Origin of the sequence: Henriciella marina DSM 19595 (genome assembly GCF_000376805.1) — a bacterium.
GTDB classification, from domain to species: Bacteria; Pseudomonadota; Alphaproteobacteria; order Caulobacterales; family Hyphomonadaceae; genus Henriciella; species Henriciella marina.
In genome coordinates this window covers 1,907,642-1,927,022 of sequence record NZ_AQXT01000002.1, presented here as the reverse complement: position 1 = coordinate 1,927,022, position 19,381 = coordinate 1,907,642, and the positions used below count along the sequence as shown (strand labels likewise).

Genomic DNA, 19,381 nt, shown 5'->3' with positions numbered 1-19,381 from the left:
GACGCTACGTTCGGTACATGTTGCGGCGCAATAATGGAGGAGCGTACAAATGAGCAGTGGCGATTACCAGCATGATGCCGATCGGCCGTGGATTTTCCGCACCTATGCCGGTCATTCGACCGCAGCCAAGTCCAACGCGCTCTATCGCTCCAATCTCGCGCGCGGCCAGACGGGCCTGTCGATCGCCTTCGATCTGCCCACGCAAACCGCCTATGATGGCGACCATATCCTGTCCCGGGGCGAGGTCGGCAAGGTCGGCGTGCCGGTCGCCCATCTCGGTGACATGCGCACGCTTTTCGAGGGCTTGCCTCTGGAGGAAATGAACACCTCCATGACGATCAACGCGCCGGCCGCCTGGCTGCTCGCGCTCTATGTGGCGCTTGCCGACGAGCGCGGCGACGACCGGGCGAAACTGCGCGGCACTGTCCAGAACGACATCATCAAGGAATACCTCTCTCGCGGCACCTATGTGTTCCCGCCAGAGCCATCGATGCGGCTCATCTCGGACATGGTCGCCTGGTGCTATACCGAAGTGCCCAAATGGAATCCGATGAATGTCTGCTCCTACCATCTGCAGGAGGCAGGCGCGACGCCAGAGCAGGAGCTTGCCTACGCACTCGCAACCGCCTGCGCCGTGCTCGATGCGGTCAAGACAGGCGGCCAGGTGCCGGAGGATGATTTCTCCATGGTCTTTGGCCGCATTTCCTTCTTTGTGAATGCAGGCGTGCGGTTCGTGACAGAGCTCTGCAAGATGCGCGCATTTACCGACCTCTGGGAAGAAATTGGCCGCGAGCGCTATGGCGTCACCGAGGAGAAGGCGCTGCGCTTTCGCTATGGCGTGCAGGTCAATTCGCTTGGCCTTACCGAGCAGCAGCCTGAGAACAATGTCTACCGTATCCTGATCGAGGCGCTGGCCGTCACGCTCTCCAAGCGCGCCCGTTGCCGCGCACTCCAGCTTCCGGCCTGGAACGAAGCCATGGGCCTGCCGCGCGAATGGGACCAGCAATGGTCGCTCCGCCTCCAGCAGATCCTCGCCTACGAAACCGACCTCCTCGAATTCGAGGACCTGTTCGATGGCAGCCATGTCGTCGATGCCAAGACCGAAGAGCTGAAAGACGGCGCGCGCGCAGAGCTTGCCCGCCTCGATGAGATGGGCGGCGCGGTCGACGCGGTCGCCTATATGAAAGGCGAGCTGGTCGGCGCGCATGTGGAACGCATTCTCGCCATCGAAAGCGGCGCCCAGACAGTTGTCGGCGTCAATCGTTATCAGGAAACCGCCGACAGCCCGCTTAGCGCTGGCGAGAAGATGATCGAAACGGTCGACCCGATGGTTGAGGCGGGGCAGGTGAAAGCGCTGCAAAACTGGCGGAAGTCTCGCGATCAAGACGCGGCAAAGGCCGCGCTTGCCGCGCTCCAGGATGCCGCCCGTTCTGGTGAGAACATCATGGAGCCGTCGATCGCCGCCGCCAAAGCTGGCGTCACGACAGGCGAATGGGGCACCGCCCTTCGTGAGGTTTTCGGCGAGTATCGCGGTCCGACCGGCGTTGCGCTCACCGTCGAAACGCGCGGCGATGAAGATATCGAAAAGACCCGCGCCCGCGTCGAGAAAGTCTCCGAGCAGCTTGGCCGGAAACTGACCTATGTGCTCGGCAAGCCGGGCCTCGATGGTCATTCCAATGGCGCCGAACAGATTGCCAGCCGGGCGCGCGCCTGCGGCATGGAAGTCGTCTATGAAGGCATTCGCTTCACGCCTGCCGACATCGCGGCGCAGGCCAAGGAAGCGGACGCCCATGTGGTCGGCCTCTCAATTCTCTCTGGCAGCCACCTTGATCTTGTGCGCGACACCATCGCCGAGATGCGCAAGGCCGGTCTGGAGAATGTGCCGCTGGTCGTCGGCGGTATCATCCCGCCAGAAGATGCCCGCGCGCTGACACAGATGGGCGTTCGCCGCGTCTACACACCGAAAGACTTCATGATCACGGAAATCATGGATGACGTCGTCGACACTGTCGAAGGCGCCTGGCTTGAAAAGGTTTAGGTGCAACACCCCAGGCACATTGTGCGTTACGCGCAGACCTATTTTGCAACCCAGTCTTCCAGAGGAGACCTTACGGGCTTTCACCGCCTGACAGCACCATGACCCTCCTTCTTGTTTATCTCGCAATTGCGATCGGCGTCTCATTTTTCTGTTCTGTCGCCGAGGCCGTGCTCCTCTCAGTCAGGCCCTCCTTCATCGCGACGCTCGAGCAGCAGAAGAAGCCGGGAGCCAAGGTGCTTGCCAAGCTGCGTGACCGGATCGACCGGCCGCTGGCGGCCATCCTCACCGCCAACACGATTGCGCATACGGTCGGTGCCGCGGGCGTCGGGGCACAGTCCGCTGTCGTGTTTGGCAATGCCTATCTCGGTGTGACGTCCGGTGTGCTCACCCTGCTCATACTGGTGTTTTCAGAGATCATTCCGAAATCGATCGGCGCTGCCTACTGGCAGAAGCTGGCACCATTCATGGGCACGCTCATCTGGTGGCTCACCATCATCCTCACGCCATTCGTGATCATCTTCGAACAGCTGACCCGTCTTGTGTCGGCCGGTGCACACGGAGAACCGACGTTCAGCCGCGACGAATTGCAGGCCATGGCCAGCATCGGCGCGGAAGAGGGCGCCATCAATGCGCGCGAGCATCGCATCCTCAACAATGTGATGAAGCTAAACCGCCTGTCGGTGAAAGATATCATGACGCCGCGCCCTGTAATTTTTTCCGTGCCCGCCACGATGACCGTCGATGAGTTCTTCCAGAAACACTCTGAGAAGCCATTCTCGCGTATCCTCGTATCGGCTGGCGATAGCGACGACATGACAGGCTACGTTCTCAAAAACGACCTTCTCGTGGCGCAGGCCCGCGATGATTTCGCGGCGACGCTTGGCTCCTTCAAGCGCAATATCCTCACCATCTCTGACAGCAAGACAGCGTCAGCCACCTTCAGCCTTCTGATGGAGGACAAAAGCCACATCGCCGTGGTTGTGGATGAGTTCGGGACCGTCCTCGGCCTCGTGACGCTTGAAGACATCGTCGAAACCCTGCTTGGTCTCGAAATCATCGATGAACAGGATGTCGTTGAAGATATGCAGAAGCTTGCCCGCCAACGCTGGAAAGAGCGCATGGGCTCCATGGGTATCAACGCTGACCTGCTCGACGACACATCCAGGAATTAGCCCTTTACTGGGGCTTCGGGCCGCCTCAATGGCTAGTCCTCGCCCAGAAATGCTTTCAGCCGACTGATCGCCTCGTCCCAGTGGCGTGACACAGACTGAAGATAGCTCGCCAGGTCGTCGAGCTTGCGTGGATCGAGTGTGTAGCGGCTTTCGCGTCCGATACGGTCATTGGCAACAAGGCCAGCCGTTTCCAGTGCTCTCAAATGCTTGGTCACGGCTTGTCGGCTCATTCCGGCACCCAGCGCCAGCTCTGATATTGACCGGCTTTGGCCATCACTAAGTCTTTCGACAATAGCGAGCCGGGTTGGGTCGCCGAGGGCGCTGAATACGTCAGACCGGCCGGTCCCTATAGACATTTCACCCATCGACAAATTTGCGGATATTGCTGATCTGCTCTTCCCAGCCCCCGGTGTTGCTTTCGAGCGCGACCTTTCCGACTTCGGGGGGGAAATCGTCGAAACCGGATTCGATGATTGTCAGTTGCGTGCCATTTCCGTCCGGCCTCAGCTTGAACTCTACGAGCGTTTCCAGCCGCGGCGTGTCTGGGCCTGTTTCTAGATTGTCGTGGTACCAGACAAAGGAAAAATAGGATTTCGGCACGATGGCAATCGTCCGGCTTTCCCATTTGAAATGCTCATAGCCTGGATAGGTCATCTGGCCGTGGGATGTTTGCCCTTCGACGAAGGGCTGATGCAGGTCCACCCTGAACCATTCCCCAAACTTTCGATGATCGGTGATCGCGTCCCAGACCTGCTCGATGGACGACTTCAAGGACACGGATTTCTCAATGCGGTCGGCCATAAGCAACTCCTTGGTTGCTTATCTTGTAACCGCATCTTTAGAAAGCGCAACCAATAAGTTGCGCATTTCACCTGACGAAAGATGTCCGGATTACGCAAATCATGGACGACGTCACCGGTGCCGCCGAAGGCGCCTGGCTGGAAAAGATCTGGCCCATAAAAATGCCCGTCCCGCCTAACAGGCGAGACGGGCCCCTCATACCCCGCCTTTCGGAAGATCGGTGCGGGCGGCAATTCAGACCGGGACGTTTGCCCGGAGCATATTGTAATAGTCGCGGATGCGTTCGACATAACGGACCGGCTCATAGCCGCGTGCATAGCCGTGTTTCACCGAACCGTAGTATTTTGGCCGCGTCAGCAGTGGCAGCATACGCTCCATCGTTTCCCAGTTGTTGGGATCAAGGCCTTGCCTGCGGGCAAGCGTTCGGGCGTCGTAAACGTGACCCATACCCACATTGTAAGCGGCAAGCGCAAACCAGAGCCTGTCAGATCCATCAATGGCCTCTGGCAGGCGGTTATAAAGCCGCTGCAGATAGCGGGCACCGCCATCAACGCTTTGAGCCGGGTCCAGCCTGTCTTCAATGCCAACCTCGCGGGCCGTTGGCCGCGTCAGCATCATCAGTCCCCGAACGCCAGTCGGGCTGACGGCATTCTCATCCCAGTGAGACTCCTGATAGGCTTGGGCGGCAAGCAGGATCCAGTCGAAAGGCTTCTCTTCCGCCGCAGCCTCAAAATAGGTCCTGTAGCGCGGCAGGCGTTCTTCGATCCGCTCAACAAAGCGCAGAACCTCGACATAGTCGAACTCATCGAGGTGGCCGAACCAGTGCTCGTCCAGCTCTTCAAGGTAGCCGCTTGCGTGAGCTTCCATGAACCAGCCGGCAAGTGCCTGATCCATTCCGGAAATGTTGGAATTATAGACCCAGCCCATCGGACGGGTTTCTGTCAGGCTCATTGGAATGATGAGGTCAGGATAGAGGCGGCGCGCATATTCTGCGAGGTGAGAGTCGGCGACCGTACAGTCGAGCCGTTGCTCGGCAACATCGCGCAACATCGGCAGGGCAGACCCTGCGGTCTCCGTCTCCCATGTCAGCTCGGGATGATTGGTGGCGGCATCTTCCAGGGTTTCGACATAGGAAGAGCCTGCCAGGACTTCGAGGTTCACACCCGTCAGCTGGTCCAGCGTTTTTGGGGCCGGGCCGCCCTGGTGGCAGACGACGCTTTCGGCGACATTCCGGTAGGCGGGACCGAAAGCAAGGTCATCTTGCCTGGTCTCGGTCATGGTCAGATTGGCGGCGGCGAGATGCGCGCGGCCTTCATCCATGGCGTCCAGCATCTCATCGATACTGTCCATTTGGATAAACCTCGGCGTCACGCCAAGGTCATCTGCGAATTTCTGGACCAGGTCGGCTTCATACCCGATGGCCCCCTCCCGCGTTGCACTGAACGTGGTCGGACCTTCAAGCGTTAAAACGATCAAATCTCCATCCTGCTGGATGGTTTCGACGGACCCGTTTTGAACAACGTTGTTCGTCTCTGGCGCAGAATTGCATCTGGTTGTGCTCAGCCCTGCGAGGATCGTCGCGCCAGCTAGGAAGCTAATGCGAACTTTATCATGCATACGACAACAATAGACTACTGAGGCAGGAGTTCAAATTTATCTCAGAATTCCCGCATGACGTCGCCAAACCGCAACCTCTGCGTGTGTCACAGACTCTGGCGGGACGAGAATCCCGAATGCCGTCCCGCTACTGCAGGGCTCGCCAAATTCAGGCCTCGTACTCCGGATCGTCCCGGCTGCCGAAGAGGCGCCCCTTTTCGGTCACAAGAACGATGGCGAGACAGCCGAGGCCAAGGCCGACATAACCCTCGAGGATCGGCACGACCGATCCGTCGAAACGGCTTGCCACCATCCAGCCAAAGAAGCTCGCCACAGTCGTCGTCATGAAGCCATAGGCAGCGCTGCCCGTGCCGGCGATCTTGCCCAGCGGTTCCATGGCGAGGGCCGAGAAGTTCGCCCCTATGAGCCCGAAACAGGCAAAGGTCAGCGCAAAGAGCGGATAGAAGATGACGAGATGCTCGCCGAACTGGATCATGGCGATCGTATTGACCCCGGCCAGCACGATGAAGCCCAGCAGCACTGTGTGGCTGACCCGGCGCATGCCAATCCGCTCGACGATCCGCGAGTTCATGAAGTTCGCGACCGATAGCGCGCCTGCAATCCCCGCGAACCACAGGACGAAGGTGTCCGCCTTGTCAAAAACATCGCGGAACACCTGCTCTGATGAGGCGACATAGGAAAAGAGCGCCCCGAAGATGACGCCGCTCGCGCACATATACCCGAACGTCACGCGGGTCGTCAGCACCTGCTTGTAAGCCCTGAACGATCCGCCAAGGTTCAGCGGTGGCCGGTCTTCGGCTGGCAGCGTTTCGGGCAGGCGCAGCGTAATCCACACCATCATGAGGATGCCGGCAATGCCGAGCACACCGAACGTCCATTGCCATGGCGCAAACAGCATTATGCCCTGGCCAAGCGACGGGGCGAGAATGGGCACCACCATGAAAACGGTCATGACCAGGGACATGAGCCGGGCCATGGCGCGCCCACCCATCAGGTCGCGCACGACCGATACGGCGATCACCCGGATCCCGGAGGCGGCGATGCCCTGCAGGAAGCGGATGATGAGCAGCATCGAAAAGCTCGTCGCCGCCATGCAGGCAAAGCCGGTGATGGTGTAAAAGGCGATACAGCCCAGCACGATCTTCTTGCGCCCGACACTGTCGGAAATCGGCCCGAAGACCAGCTGCGGCGCGCCGAACCCCAGCACATAGGCAAAGATGACAAGCTGCTGATCATTGGCTGCCTCAAGCGTATAGGACTGCGCAATGTCGTGCAGCGCTGGCAGCATCGTATCGATGGCCAGTGCATTCAGCGCCATCATCGCGGCGATCATGCCGACGAACTCCCAGAGCGGCATCGGCAGCTCAGGGCGGATCGCAGGCTTCAGTGTCTGGCCTGTATCGGCTTGCATTACGGGGTCTCGTTTATGGTCCAGCACGGCTAGTTGGCGCACTACGTTGCGATTGCAACCACCGCTATTGCATAGCTGCAAGCGCTGACCGAGGGGGAGGCGGAAATTTAGTCTCCGCTCAGAAGCCTGCGCCCGGCTGGGAAAGATACTCTTCCTCGGCAGGGGTCGAGGTGCGTTGCAGGACCTCGTTGCGATGCGGGAACCGGCCAAAGCGCTGAATGACCTCGCGGTGCTTGTGCGCATAATCCAGCGTTGCCTCGCAAAAGTCCCGGTAGCCTTCACGGGCCTCTGCCGCCAGGTTTTTGAAAAGCTTCAACGACAGGTCCTGATCCGCCATCGTCTCTGCGTGCTCGGCGGGCAGGTAGAAGAACACCCGCTCGGGTTCGCTCAATTCCTTGTCTTCGCCGCGCGAAAGACCGCTCTGCATCAGATAGTGGCTGAGCGGGTCATGCATGAAGCTGTAGCGGTGGCCGCGAAAGATGTTCCGGCTGAACTGGTCCAGCACGATGATCGCCGCCAGCCGGCCACGCGGGCCCTGATCTGCCCAGTCGGCCGCAAGCCCGGCCGCCAGGGCGCCGATCACCGGCAGGAACCGGTCGGCGATCTCCTGATCGGTGTCGAAACTCTTGGTGAACCAGAGCTTGTTTTTCTCTTTCAGGCTTTCTGGAGAGGTCGGCGAATCGCCCAGCCAGTAATCTAGAACCTCTTCTGGTGTGACCATCAACCACCTCCTGGCGACGCTGGGCGCCGCGCCACAAGCATGTAATTGACCTGCGTGTCGCCAGACAGGCGCCAGCTATCGGCGATCGGATTATACGAGACGCCTTGCGGCCGCTCTGTCTCCAGCCCCGCCACCTGTAGCGGCGCTGCGATTTCGGCCGGCGTCAGGAATTTTGCAAACTCATGCGTGCCGCGCGGCAGCCAGCGCAGCACATATTCTGCGCCGACGATTGCCAGCGCAAACGCCTTCGGGGTCCGGTTCAGCGTCGCAGCGATCATCAGCCCGCCTGGCCGCAGCAGGGCCGCGGTGTCCTTCATGAACTGCGCAGGGTCTGCGACATGCTCAACCACTTCCAGGTTCAGTACGATATCGAATGGCTCGACGCCCGCCTCAAGCAGGCCCTCGGCTGTTCCGGCGCGGAAGTCGATTTCGACCCCGCCCTCGCGCGCATGTGTGAGCGCGGTCTTTATGTTGGCTTCGCTGGCATCCACGCCGGTCACACTTGCGCCGAGCCTCGCCATGGGTTCGCTCACCAGTCCGCCGCCGCAGCCGATATCAAGCACGCGCAGCCCGGTCAGCGGCTTTCGGTCGCTGTCATCCAGGTCGAAATGGCTGACGGCTGTGTCGCGGATAAAGCTGAGCCGGACCGGGTTGAACTTGTGCAGTGGGCGGAACTTTCCCTTCGGGTCCCACCATTCAGCGGCCATGGCAGAGAACTTTTCGACCTCGTCTGCATCAATGCTCGGGCGGCGCGGCTGGTCTGTCTGGCTTTCTGCGAATTCATCCATCTCTTTAGCAATCCTGTTTGCGCTTACACCCTGACACGACTACAGAGGCGCCCGGGGCATCCTTGATGTCCTTACGACCCGAACTCTTAATTAGCCTGCTCACTAGATGGTAAGGCTTGGCGGCGAGGCAATGCAGCGCACAGTTCTGAAATTTGGCGGCACTTCGGTTGGCGATCTGGACCGGATCGCGCACGTGGCTGATCTTGTATCCTGGCGGGCCAGCCAGGGCGAGAAACTTGCCGTTATTGTATCGGCCATGGCCGGCGAAACCAACAAACTTGTCAGCTTTGCGCGCGGCGCAGCTGGTGACGGTCTCAGTGGCACCTCCTTTGACGATGAATATGATGTAGTCGTCTCATCCGGCGAGCAGGTGACCAGCGGGCTTCTTGCCCTTGCCCTCCGCAAGCGCGGTCTGAAGGCGCGCAGCTGGCTTGGCTGGCAGCTTGCCATGAAAACCAGTTCCGCCCACGGCAAGGCCCGCATTATGGGCTTTGAGAACTCGGGGCTCACCGATGCGGTCGATAGCGGTGAAATCGCCGTGATCGCTGGCTTCCAGGGCGTCACCGATGAGGGCCGTGTTTCGACACTTGGACGCGGCGGCTCCGACACCAGCGCGGTCGCTGTCGCTGCGGCGCTCGGTGCCGATTGCTGCGATATCTATACAGATGTCGACGGGGTCTACACGACCGATCCGCGGATCGTTCCGCAGGCCCGCCGGCTCGACAAGATTTCCTATGAAGAAATGCTCGAAATGGCCTCGCTCGGTGCCAAGGTCCTTCAGACCCGTTCCGTCGAGCTTGCCATGAACCATCATGTCCGTGTGCGCGTTCTTTCAAGCTTCGCGGCACCCGGAGAAGACAATCCAGGCACCTATGTCTGCAGTGAGGATGAAATCGTGGAAAAACAGGTCGTCAATGGCGTGACGTATTCACGCGACGAAGCCAAGATCACGCTCTACGGCGTTGAAGACAAGCCGGGTGTGTCGGCGCGCCTCTTCTCGATGCTGGCCGAGGCGGGCGTCAATGTCGACATGATCGTCCAGGCCAATGCGCGCGGACCGGAACGTGCCAACATGGTCTTCACCTGCACCAGCGCGGATAGCGAGAAAGCTGAAAAGCTGCTGCTCGACAATAAAGACGAGATTGGCTTCGAAAGCCTTTCGGTCGCCCGCGACGTGGCGAAAGTGTCGGTCATCGGCGTCGGCATGAAGAGCCATACGGGCGTTGCCGGCATCATGTTTGACGCGCTTTACAGGAAAGGCATCAATATCGACGTCATCTCGACGTCAGAGATCAAGATCTCTGTCCTGATCAATGCCGCCTACACCGAACTTGCCGTTCGTGCCCTGCACACGGCATTCGGGCTTGACGCTACGTAGCCCGGCGCGCCAATTGCGCCTCAGCCATGCCCCAGAGTTTCTCGGTCCCTCGTCTTCTTATCAATCGCCTCCGCAATGTCATGGCGGGCGACATGGAAGCGGATACGAGGCTGCAAAAGGTCGTGACGCTTGTCGCTGGTACAATGGTTGCCGACGTCTGTTCGATCTACAAGCGAACTGATTCTGACGAACTTGAACTGGTCGCGACCGAAGGTCTGTCGGTTAGCGCCGTGCACCAGACCCGTCTGGCCTTCAACGAAGGCCTCGTTGGCCAGATCGCGCTCTCGGGGGAGCCGCTATCTATACAGGATGCCCCGCGCCACCGGGCCTTCTCCTATCGCCCTGAAACCGGAGAGGATCCTTATCATGCCTTTCTCGGTGTGCCGATCCTGCGCGGCGGTCGTGTCATTGGTGTCCTGACCGTCCAGAACCGGACCGAACGGCTCTATGAGGAAGACGAGGTCGACAGCCTCCAGACCATCGCGATGGTGCTGGCCGAGGTCGTTGCCGCCGATGCGCAAACCCAGCCAAGCGCCAGTGATCAACGCGAAAGCCGCTCTGTCACCCTGCGCGGACGTGTTCTGGGTGAGGGGCTCGGCCTTGGCACCGCAAGGCTGCATGATCCTGTCGTCTCGCCCGCCCGCTATTTCACCGAAGACCCGGACGCCGAAGCGGTCCGTCTACGCGTCGCCCTTCGCAAACTGCAGACCTCCATAGATCGCATGCTGACCAGCGATGTCAGCGCGATCTTCGGCGAGCCGCGCGAAGTGCTGGAAGCCTTCAAGATGCTGGCTGGGGACCCGATGTGGGCGGCAAGGCTTGAAGAGGCCGTCCGCTCCGGCCTCTCGGCCGAGGCGGCCGTCGACCGCTCCCGGCGCGAACACCGCAACAAGCTCGAAAACGCGCCCGACCCTTATCTTCGCGAGCGCCTCAATGACCTTGAAGACCTAGACAATCGCCTGCTGCGTATCCTTGCCGGTGACGATGGCCCTGGATCCGCCGCCAGCGCCAATGGGACGGAAAATGGCGGAGAAGTCCTGATTGCACGCCGGCTTGGGCCCGCAGAGCTCCTTGAGTATCGCGGCTCCGGGCTTGCGGCGATCATCCTTGAGGAAGTCGCTCCATCCAGCCACGCCGCAATCGTTGCGCGGGCCCTTGGGATTCCGACGCTAGGCGGTGTGTCTGGCCTTACCGATGCCATCTCGCCCGGTGATCAGGTCATTGTGGATGCAGAAGAAGGCACGCTGCACATCCGGCCCGACCAGGACCTTCTCAATGCCTACGAGTCGCGCCGCGTCATGCGCACGGAGCGCCAGGCGGCCTTCACCGCTCTTCGCGATCAGCCCTCCCGTACCCGCGATGGCGTCGAAATCCGACTGCTCCTCAATGCCGGCCTCGCGCTGGACCTTGAGACAATGGACAAGACGGGCGCCGAGGGTATCGGTCTTTTCCGGACAGAGTTTCAGTTTCTCGTCTCGGACACCTTGCCGAAGATGGAGTCCCAGATCGGCCTCTATCGCCAGGTGCTGGATATCGCAGGCAACCGCCCGGTCCATTTCCGCACGCTCGACCTTGGCGGCGACAAGATGCTGCCCAACGCCAATCGGGGCGAAGAGGAAAATCCCGCCCTCGGCTGGCGCTCGATCCGCTTCGCGCTAGACCGTCCGGGTCTCTTCCGGCGACAATTGCGGGCGCTTGTGCGCGCGGCAGATGGCGGCCCGCTCAGCGTCATGTTCCCGATGGTGACGAAGCCTGAAGAGTTCTTCGAGGCCAAGGCGCTTTTGATGGACGAGATCGACTGGAGCGTAAATCGCGGCTTTGCCGCCCCATGCGAGCTCCACACCGGCGCCATGCTGGAAGCCCCGGCGCTTGCCTTTGCGCTGCAGGAAATCGCAGCAGAAGTCGACTTCATCTCGGTTGGCACGAATGACCTGATGCAGTTCTTTCACGCCGCCGACCGGATGGTTCCGTCCGTGTCGGAAAGGTACGATTTTGTCAGCCGTCCGGCGCTGCGTTTTCTCGATATGATCCGCGAGCAGTGCGATTTGCACGACCTGCCAGTATCCGTATGCGGAGAAATCGCCTCCCACCCGCTTGAGGCACTCTGCCTCCTCGGGCTTGGCTATCGGTCGCTTTCCATGCCGGCGGCGGGCATCGGGCCGGTCAAGCGCATGTTGCGGTCGCTCGACCTCTCCACCTTCGTGCCGGAATTCCGTGCGGCGCTGTTTAGCTCAAATGCAGACTTGCGTAACGAAGTATTATCTATTGCGGGCATACAAAAAATTGCCTTGAAAGATAGTCGATAGGCAACGTATACCTCAATATGCTGCGTGGCATGGGGTATGCAGTTCCCACAATTAATCTGCCGGTCATCGATTGGATAATCGCGTCATGAACGACGACGAGCGTAAAGCCGAAAATAGTTTTTCCGAAAATGATACATTTTCCGGACAATCCGGCGAGGCGCAGCAATCGCGAGACGAAAACGGGACAGATGCCGTAAGCGCTGCCGAGACCCATATCACGATCTCTGATGAGAGCGTTGCGGGTGCGGCCAGCGATAGTCTGATCGATAATTTTACCGGCGGCGGCATTCTGCGCGCAGCCCGTGAGCGTCAGGAACTCAGCATTGAGGCTGTGTCCAACGCGCTCCTTCTGAACCACCGCGTCATCGAATGCCTTGAGCGCACGACCCAGCCGCCAGGCTATGACATGGGCCGCACGCGCATCGCCGCGAAAAGCTATGCCAAATATCTCGGCATCCCGCCCGATGCGGTTCTTGCCGATTTCCCAACCGACGAGCAGCCCCGGTTTGCGACAGCTGTGCCGCGCTCATCCGTATCCGACACAGCGCCCAGCCCCGGCCGGCGTTATGCCATCCCAGCCGCCGTCATGGCGTGCGTCGTTGTGCTTGGCGGGGCGATTGCCTTCATGATCCAGCCCGGCGAATACGCATCCGGCCGGTCCGCGCCGTCAGTGGCAGAACGCGTCGTCGCGGTGAATACCGCGCAGGAAAGCCTTTTTGCCCGCTCGCCCCTGGAAACGTCGCAATCGGACGATCTTGACCTGTCGATCATCGCGACCCGCCCTGAATGGATCGAAGTGCGCGGTCCTGACGGCACGATCTTCCGCAGCCGGACAATGGCGCGCGGCGAGATCTATTATCCTCGCGTCGGAGCTGACTGGACCATCACCGTGCGCGATGGAACGGCGTTTGAGTGGCGCATCGATGGCCGGTCCGTCGGCAGTCTGTCTGAAACGCCTGCGCCGATCTATTCGGCCAGTATCGATGAAGCCGCAGCCCTTGCCGCCGAACAAAACGAGCCGACGCTGGCAGCGACTTCCAATAGCCGCCCAAGCCGCTAGGGCTTTTTCATCAGAGACGAGAAAAGCCAGCCCGAAAAGGCTGGCTTTTGCTATTCTGCCAGGCTGGCGGCCTTAGTTGTCGGTGAGGCGCTGAAGCTGCTCGGCCTGATCCAGCGAGCGGCCAAAATGGTCGGCATTGTCGCCAAGCACCGGCGCATCGCGGCATTCACCCACGCAGTCATAGGTATAGGAACTGCCACCGCGATTAATCGTAACGAGGTTGGCTGCGTTCGTGGTCACCACGACATCGGTCGACAGGATTATATTATTGTTGGCGTCGAGCACGATGAGATTGGTCGTGCCGAAGCTCTTGCCTGTCAGGAAGATCATGTGCGGGTCGGCGACGGCCACATCGGCGATGTTCTGGTTGCCGATGACGACATTCGCGGCGGCCCGTGACAGGCGCACCGGCTCTGTTGTCCCGGTCTCCACAGTCATCTGCTGCGCCGCGGCGGTGAGGGTTACCGTGCTGGCGGCCAGCGCTGCGGCCAGTGTCTTTGGAAAGAGTTTCATTGCGCGCGATCCTCGTGCAGCCTGCAATCATTACGCAATACTTACAGGCTAGAAGGTTTCGCGAAGCCTAACGCCCATGCACCGGCTGGTTGCGCGGTCACCACAGGGATTTGGTTAATCCAATCGCGCAAACTGTTCAGAAATTTGATGGACCGATTTACGCGATATTTATTTGCAACGTGTAGAGCTAACCGTGTTCCGGCAAAAACAAATGCAATTCGGAACGTCATAAACGCATGATGATGGAGTTTCCAAATGCAAAAGCTTGTACGTTTTTTCAAGAATGAGTCGGGTGCCACTGCTATCGAGTATGGTCTCATTGCTGCCCTGATCGCCGTTGCGATCATCAGCGCTGTTTCCGCGCTTGGTTCCAGCACCTCCGATACCTTCAACACTGTTGCGAACGCCCTGTAAGGCACGCCGGTAGTTAGGGGACAGGCCAGCCTCACTGGCCGATTGATCAAGAGCCGTCGGGGCCTCCCGGCGGCTCTTTTCATTAGAGTGATGTCAAGTTTTATGACCTACGCTCTTGCCAGTCCGATGTCCTGCAAGTGGAGCCGACGCCGATGATCCCGGCTATTTTTGCCAGCGTGTTTCTAGTCCTCTGCGTCTATGCGGCGGTGCGCGACATTGAGACCCTGACGATTTCCAATGGCCTCAACGCCATTATCGCCTTTCTCTTCATTCCTGCGGTGATCATCACCGCCCCGGGCTGGGATGTTGCAGGCGCACATCTGCTCGCAGGCATTGCCGCTTTCGCCGTGTCGATCCTGCTGTTCGGCTTTGGCGTATTCGGCGGCGGGGACGCAAAGATGATCCCCGGCGTCATGTTGTGGCTTGGCCCGTCCGCCACCATGCCCTTCCTCACAGCGATGGCCGTCATTGGCGGTGCGCTGGCACTAACCGTGATCCTGGCGCGCAGGCTGGTCCCGGCGGACGCCGCCCCAGGCTTTGCCAGAGAGACCATGCAAGCGGGGAATGGCGTGCCCTATGGCGTCGCAATCGCAGGCGGCGCGGTCTATGCGATCCCGTTCTCGCCACTGTTGTCATCACTGAATATCTAGCTGAATCCAGCGGGTTAACTATGCCTTAGTCTGTGGGTGCAAAATTGCAGGCTGAGGGCTTCCGATTTCGCGAAGCCGATTCGAGCCGGAGGGGTGTACGATGTCTCCCATGCGTCTGATCATACTGCTTGTCGCTGCGATGGCGGCGATCGGGGCTGCATTCCTTGTGCGCGGCATGTCGAATGAGCCCACCCAGCAGGTCCAGCTGGAGCCGCAGGTGATTGAGCGCGAGGTTGAGGTCTCCTCGACAAAAGTTCTCGTCGCCCGCGATGCCATGCGCACCGGCACGCTGCTGACCCCGGATGATTTCGAATGGTCCGACTGGCCCGAGCGCGCGCTCAACAACGCATACTTTACGCAGGAGACGTCGCCCGACGCGGTCGAGGAGCTTTCCGGCAGTGTCGTGAAGACCCCGCTCCTGCAAGGTGAACCGATCGTCGCGCAGAAAATCGTCCTGAAAGGCGAGACCGGCTTCATGGCAGCGCTCCTTGCCCCGGGCATGCGGGCCATTTCCGTCGAGATTTCACCTGAATCGGCCTCGGCCGGCTTCATCCTGCCCGATGATCGCGTCGACGTAATCCTGACCTATGATGTCGAAGTCATGAGCGAGCGCGGCATGAGTGACACCATGCTGACCCGGACCGTGATCAAGAATGCCCGCGTCCTCGCCATCGACCAGATGTTCGGTGAGACGGACGGCGTGCCGGCCCTGACAGGCTCCACGGCCACGCTTGAACTTGAGCCGCGTCAGGCAGAGCTTCTGGCTCATGCGAGCCGGCTTGGCTCCATCGCGCTCTCTCTGCGCAGCGTTGCTGACACCGATGATAATGACGGCCAGCCAACGGCCAATACCAGCATTCTGGACGGCAATGGCGCCGAAGGGGGCAGCGGCGTGCGCGTCTTCAAGAATGGCAGCCTGAGCGGGGGTAGCTGATGAGCGCAATCTGGCGCACACTGGGGGCTGCCTGTGCAGCCGGACTGATGTCCGCGCCGGTTCCGGCCGGCGCACAGGGCATGTCTGGCGTGTCCATCATGGAGCCCGGCGAGACCAACGTCTCCCAGACAATCAGGCTCGGCCTGAATAAATCGACCGTCATCGAGCTTGATCGGCCGGTCGCCGATGTCGTCATCACAAATCCGTCAATCGCCGATGCTGTCGTCCAGACCGCACAACGCCTGATCTTTCGCGGCATTGAGGTCGGCGAGACAAACGCCTTCCTGTTCGACCGCAATGGCCGGCCGATCCTCAATCTGGAGATCGTGGTCAACGCCGACACTGCCGCGCTTGAACGCCTCGTCGAACGCTACGTGCCAGGTGTGCGCGTCGGTATCGAAAGCATTGGCGGCAACATGGTCGTCAGCGGCAATGTCGACAACATTCTCCAGTCCGACCAGATCATGCGCCTCATCCGCGCCTATTCCGGCGATGAAGAACTTGAACCGGTCAACATGCTGAGCGTCGCCGCCAAGGACCAGGTCATGCTGGAAGTGCGCATCGTCGAGATGCAGCGCTCAGTCGTCAAACAGCTCGGTATCGACATTGCGGGCCGTTCGATCGGTAGCCTTGAAGACGTCGTGAATTTCGACCTCGCATCTACCACGGGCCTGGCCGTTCAGGGGGCTTCGCTCGGCGGTCTGAGCTTCAATCCAAATTACACGACAACCGATGCAAACGGCCGTCAGACCACAATTGGCGCAGGCATTGATGCGCTCGAGCGGATTGGCATCGTACGCACGCTGGCAGAGCCGAACATCTCGGCCATTTCCGGCGAGAGCGCGAAATTCCTCGCAGGTGGTGAGTTCCCGGTCCCCGTCGGACAGGATGACAATGGCCGCGTCACAATAGAATTCAAACCTTATGGTGTCGGCCTCGCCTTCACCCCGATCGTTCTGTCTGAAGGCCGTATCTCCCTGAAAGTCTCGACCGAAGTGTCCGAGCTCACCAATCAGGGCGCTTTCCAGGGCCAGTCGGTTGCAGGCGTCGATGGCGACGGCAATGTCGTGACGACCGAAGCGCTAACCATTCCAGCCCTGACGGTTCGCCGCGCCGAAAGCACCGTTGAGCTGCCAAGCGGCGGGTCGATGATGCTTGCGGGTCTCATACAAAGCCGCTCGCGCCAGTCGCTTGACCAGCTTCCAGGCCTCAAGCGCCTGCCTGTTCTGGGCGCGCTATTCCAGTCGCGCGACTTCCTCAATGAGGAAACAGAGCTGGTCGTGATCATCACGCCCTATCTCGTCGATCCGGCCAATCCGAACCAGCTTCGCACGCCCGCAGACGGCTATGTCAACGCATCGGACGCGCAGTCGGTCTTCTTCGGCGCCCTGAACTCGGTCTATGGCCGCGACGGACAGGGGCTCAGCCGCGAAAACTATAACGCCCCCGTTGGCTTCATCGAGGAATAGGAGACAAAAGGATGCGTCATCTGAAAACACCGCTTTGTGTCCTCGCCCTTGCTGCGTCCGGCCTGATAGCCGGATGTGCGTCCGGTCCGCCCGGCCATGTCCCCGCGGAATATCTGACAGGCACGACGCTTGACCGGAACGCGATCGGTGTCGGCGAGGTCAGCCAGTCTCTCGAGCTTGCCATAGATACGCGCACCGCCTGGCTGCGCGACGGTCAGGAGAACCGCGTGCGGGCCTTCGTGGCAGACTATCGTCGGCGTGGCCACGGTCTTCTCATCGTCTCTGTCCCGTCAAAATACGGCGCAGACCCCTATGCGGTGGCCGCCGTATCGGAAGCGCGCGACATCGCCTGGGCCGAAGGGGTCGCCTATGACGACGTTCGGGCCCGCGCCTACAACGCCGAAGGGTTGCGCGATGCGCCGCTGCTCATGTCCTACACCGCCTACACGGCTATCGCGCCCTATTGTCCGCAGAAGTCGCAGGTCAGCTTCTCAGACATCACCAGCAATAATGACATGACGACGCTTGGCTGTTCCGTCCGTGTCAATCAGGCCGCGATGATTGCCGACCCTGCAGACATCCTCGGCAATCGTCCGCTGGATCCAGGTGACGTAAGCCGCCGCCAGACACAGCTCGAGCTTTATCGCGAAGGCCAGCCAACCGGGGCTGAACGAGGCGAGAATGAAACAGGCGCCGTTTCCACTGCCGTGAACTGAATTTGATAGAAGGTCGAAGGCCTGACGAAAATGAGCAACGAAAACGCACTTTTCGAAGAAGAATTTGATCTTGGAGATGATAGCTTCGGATCCGACGATCTCGTGGGCCAGCTCACTGGCGCGCGCGACGAGGACGACGCCGTTTCGCGGGTCGAGCTTCCGCCAATGGAAGCCTATGAAGGCGGGGACCGGGCAATCCCGGCCATCTCGGTTCTGGCGTTCTGCGAAACAAAGCGCGTCTCCTCGATCATTGACCGGGTTCAGATGGACAGGCGCATGGCTAATGCGACGGTCAGCATCATTCCCGGCGGCATTCCGGCAGCGATTGAGCATCTTGCAGAGCATCCAACCCCGAACCTGCTGATCGTCGAATCCTCTGCGCCCTCCAGTGAAATGATCGGCCAGATCGATGAACTCGCCGGCCTCTGTGAAGAAGGCGTCGAGGTTATGGTGGTCGGCGCGACCAATGACATCGCGCTCTATCGCCAGCTCGTTGCGCGCGGCGTCAGCGAGTATCTCGTGCCACCGATTGAGCCGGTTCAGATGGTCCGCTCCATCGCCAATATCTTCAACGACCCGGACGCGCCTTTTGTTGGCAAGTCGATCTCGGTGGTCGGCGCAAAGGGTGGGGTAGGGGCCTCGACCATTGCCCACAATCTGGCCTGGTCGCTCGCAGAGAATGCGCGCGTCAGCACCTCGCTTGTCGATCTCGACCTCTCATTCGGGACCACATCGCTCGACTTCAATCATGAGACCTCGCAGACGGTTGCCGATGCGCTGCTTGCGCCAGACCGCGCCGATGACGCTGTCATCTCGAGGCTTCTTGCCAAGGCAACCGACCGGCTTTCGCTCTTTACCGCGCCCGCCAGTGTCAACCAGATCATGGACATTGATCCGAAAGCCTATTCGACGGTCATCGAAGGCGTGCGCCGGCTCATGCCGTACGTGGTGCTCGACCTGCCACATGGCTGGTCGCAGTGGATTTATTCCACGCTGATGACCTCCGATGAGGTAATCCTCGTCTGCCAGCCGGATCTCGCCTCGCTTCGCAATGGCAAGAACATGCTGGACCAGCTGAAATCCCAGCGCCCGAATGACCGTCCGCCGCGTCTGGTTATCAATATGATGGGCGTTCCCAAACGCCCTGAAATTCCGATCAAGGACTTCGCCGCCGCCATTGAGGCAGAGCCGGAAATCGTCCTGCCATTCGACCCGCATCTTTTCGGGACCGCATCCAATAAAGGCCAGATGATCTCGGAAGCCGACCCTCAATCAAAGTCCGCTGTCGCGATCGACCAGCTCGCCACCATGCTGTCTGGCCGCGAAACCGTTCAGCCAGAGAAGTCCCTGCTCAAGAAACTCCTCGGAAAGTAATCGGGGCTAGAAAGAGGCC

Annotated in this window: 18 protein-coding genes; 11 read left to right on the top strand and 7 right to left on the bottom strand. The window is 60.1% G+C overall.

The features are described 5' to 3' along the window. The first annotated feature begins 49 nt into the window (after window positions 1–49). The gene (locus F550_RS0109425; RefSeq protein WP_018148301.1) at window positions 50–2,038 is read left to right on the top strand and encodes a protein meaA; all 1,989 of its coding nucleotides are present in this window, start codon (window positions 50–52) and stop codon (window positions 2,036–2,038) included. Between the two features lie 98 nt (window positions 2,039–2,136). Then, window positions 2,137–3,210: a hemolysin family protein gene (locus F550_RS0109420; protein ID WP_018148300.1), complete on the top strand. Its 1,074-nt coding sequence runs from the start codon at window positions 2,137–2,139 to the stop codon at window positions 3,208–3,210. A 32-nt stretch (window positions 3,211–3,242) separates the two neighbouring features. Here the strand turns inward: F550_RS0109420 and F550_RS0109415 are convergent, their stop codons facing one another. From F550_RS0109415 to ubiG, 6 genes are all read right to left on the bottom strand, one after another. Beyond that, the gene (locus F550_RS0109415) at window positions 3,243–3,566 is read right to left on the bottom strand and encodes an ArsR/SmtB family transcription factor (RefSeq protein WP_156807892.1); all 324 of its coding nucleotides are present in this window, start codon (window positions 3,564–3,566) and stop codon (window positions 3,243–3,245) included. Between the two features lies 1 nt (window position 3,567). Further along, the gene (locus F550_RS0109410) at window positions 3,568–4,011 is read right to left on the bottom strand and encodes an SRPBCC family protein (RefSeq protein WP_018148298.1); all 444 of its coding nucleotides are present in this window, start codon (window positions 4,009–4,011) and stop codon (window positions 3,568–3,570) included. Window positions 4,012–4,245: 234 nt separating this feature from the next. Continuing rightward, entirely contained in the window at window positions 4,246–5,628 is a 1,383-nt protein-coding gene (mltF, locus tag F550_RS0109405) for a membrane-bound lytic murein transglycosylase MltF (protein ID WP_018148297.1), read from the bottom strand. Window positions 5,629–5,776: 148 nt separating this feature from the next. After that, a complete protein-coding gene (locus F550_RS0109400) occupies window positions 5,777–7,039 on the bottom strand; it encodes a multidrug effflux MFS transporter (protein WP_018148296.1) in 1,263 nt (420 codons plus the stop codon). 118 nt (window positions 7,040–7,157) lie between these two features. Next, entirely contained in the window at window positions 7,158–7,760 is a 603-nt protein-coding gene (locus F550_RS0109395; RefSeq protein WP_018148295.1) for a DUF924 family protein, read from the bottom strand. Next, window positions 7,760–8,548 carry a bifunctional 2-polyprenyl-6-hydroxyphenol methylase/3-demethylubiquinol 3-O-methyltransferase UbiG gene (gene ubiG, locus F550_RS0109390; protein ID WP_018148294.1) on the bottom strand — a complete coding sequence of 263 codons (789 nt, stop codon included), beginning with the start codon at window positions 8,546–8,548 and terminating at the stop codon, window positions 7,760–7,762. Before ubiG ends, F550_RS0109395 begins: the two co-directional genes overlap by 1 nt. A 130-nt stretch (window positions 8,549–8,678) precedes the next feature. Between ubiG and F550_RS0109385 the strand changes: the two genes are divergently transcribed. The 3 genes from F550_RS0109385 to F550_RS0109375 all read left to right on the top strand — a co-directional run bounded on the left by F550_RS0109385 (window position 8,679) and on the right by F550_RS0109375 (window position 13,292). Further along, a complete protein-coding gene (locus F550_RS0109385; protein ID WP_026180684.1) occupies window positions 8,679–9,926 on the top strand; it encodes an aspartate kinase in 1,248 nt (415 codons plus the stop codon). Window positions 9,927–9,952: 26 nt separating this feature from the next. Further along, the gene (gene ptsP, locus F550_RS0109380; RefSeq protein ID WP_018148292.1) at window positions 9,953–12,232 is read left to right on the top strand and encodes a phosphoenolpyruvate--protein phosphotransferase; all 2,280 of its coding nucleotides are present in this window, start codon (window positions 9,953–9,955) and stop codon (window positions 12,230–12,232) included. Between the two features lie 85 nt (window positions 12,233–12,317). Then, window positions 12,318–13,292, top strand: a complete 975-nt coding sequence (locus F550_RS0109375) for a helix-turn-helix domain-containing protein (protein WP_018148291.1) — start codon at window positions 12,318–12,320, stop codon at window positions 13,290–13,292. 72 nt (window positions 13,293–13,364) lie between these two features. Here F550_RS0109375 and F550_RS0109370 read toward each other — a convergent pair whose 3' ends face one another. Beyond that, window positions 13,365–13,805: a pilus assembly protein N-terminal domain-containing protein gene (locus F550_RS0109370; RefSeq protein ID WP_018148290.1), complete on the bottom strand. Its 441-nt coding sequence runs from the start codon at window positions 13,803–13,805 to the stop codon at window positions 13,365–13,367. Between the two features lie 255 nt (window positions 13,806–14,060). Here F550_RS0109370 and F550_RS0109365 point away from each other — a divergent pair, with 255 nt between their 5' ends. The 6 genes from F550_RS0109365 to F550_RS0109340 all read left to right on the top strand — a co-directional run bounded on the left by F550_RS0109365 (window position 14,061) and on the right by F550_RS0109340 (window position 19,362). Then, window positions 14,061–14,219, top strand: a complete 159-nt coding sequence (locus F550_RS0109365) for a Flp family type IVb pilin (protein WP_018148289.1) — start codon at window positions 14,061–14,063, stop codon at window positions 14,217–14,219. A 152-nt stretch (window positions 14,220–14,371) separates the two neighbouring features. Beyond that, entirely contained in the window at window positions 14,372–14,869 is a 498-nt protein-coding gene (locus F550_RS0109360) for an A24 family peptidase (RefSeq protein ID WP_018148288.1), read from the top strand. 109 nt (window positions 14,870–14,978) lie between these two features. Then, window positions 14,979–15,803, top strand: coding sequence for a Flp pilus assembly protein CpaB (gene cpaB, locus F550_RS17425; RefSeq protein WP_018148287.1), 825 nt, complete (start codon window positions 14,979–14,981; stop codon window positions 15,801–15,803). Next, a complete protein-coding gene (locus F550_RS0109350) occupies window positions 15,803–17,272 on the top strand; it encodes a type II and III secretion system protein family protein (protein ID WP_018148286.1) in 1,470 nt (489 codons plus the stop codon). Before cpaB ends, F550_RS0109350 begins: the two co-directional genes overlap by 1 nt. A gap of 11 nt (window positions 17,273–17,283) precedes the next feature. Continuing rightward, window positions 17,284–17,988 carry a CpaD family pilus assembly protein gene (locus F550_RS0109345; protein ID WP_018148285.1) on the top strand — a complete coding sequence of 235 codons (705 nt, stop codon included), beginning with the start codon at window positions 17,284–17,286 and terminating at the stop codon, window positions 17,986–17,988. A gap of 30 nt (window positions 17,989–18,018) precedes the next feature. Then, the gene (locus tag F550_RS0109340) at window positions 18,019–19,362 is read left to right on the top strand and encodes an AAA family ATPase (protein WP_018148284.1); all 1,344 of its coding nucleotides are present in this window, start codon (window positions 18,019–18,021) and stop codon (window positions 19,360–19,362) included. Window positions 19,363–19,381 lie beyond the last annotated feature (19 nt).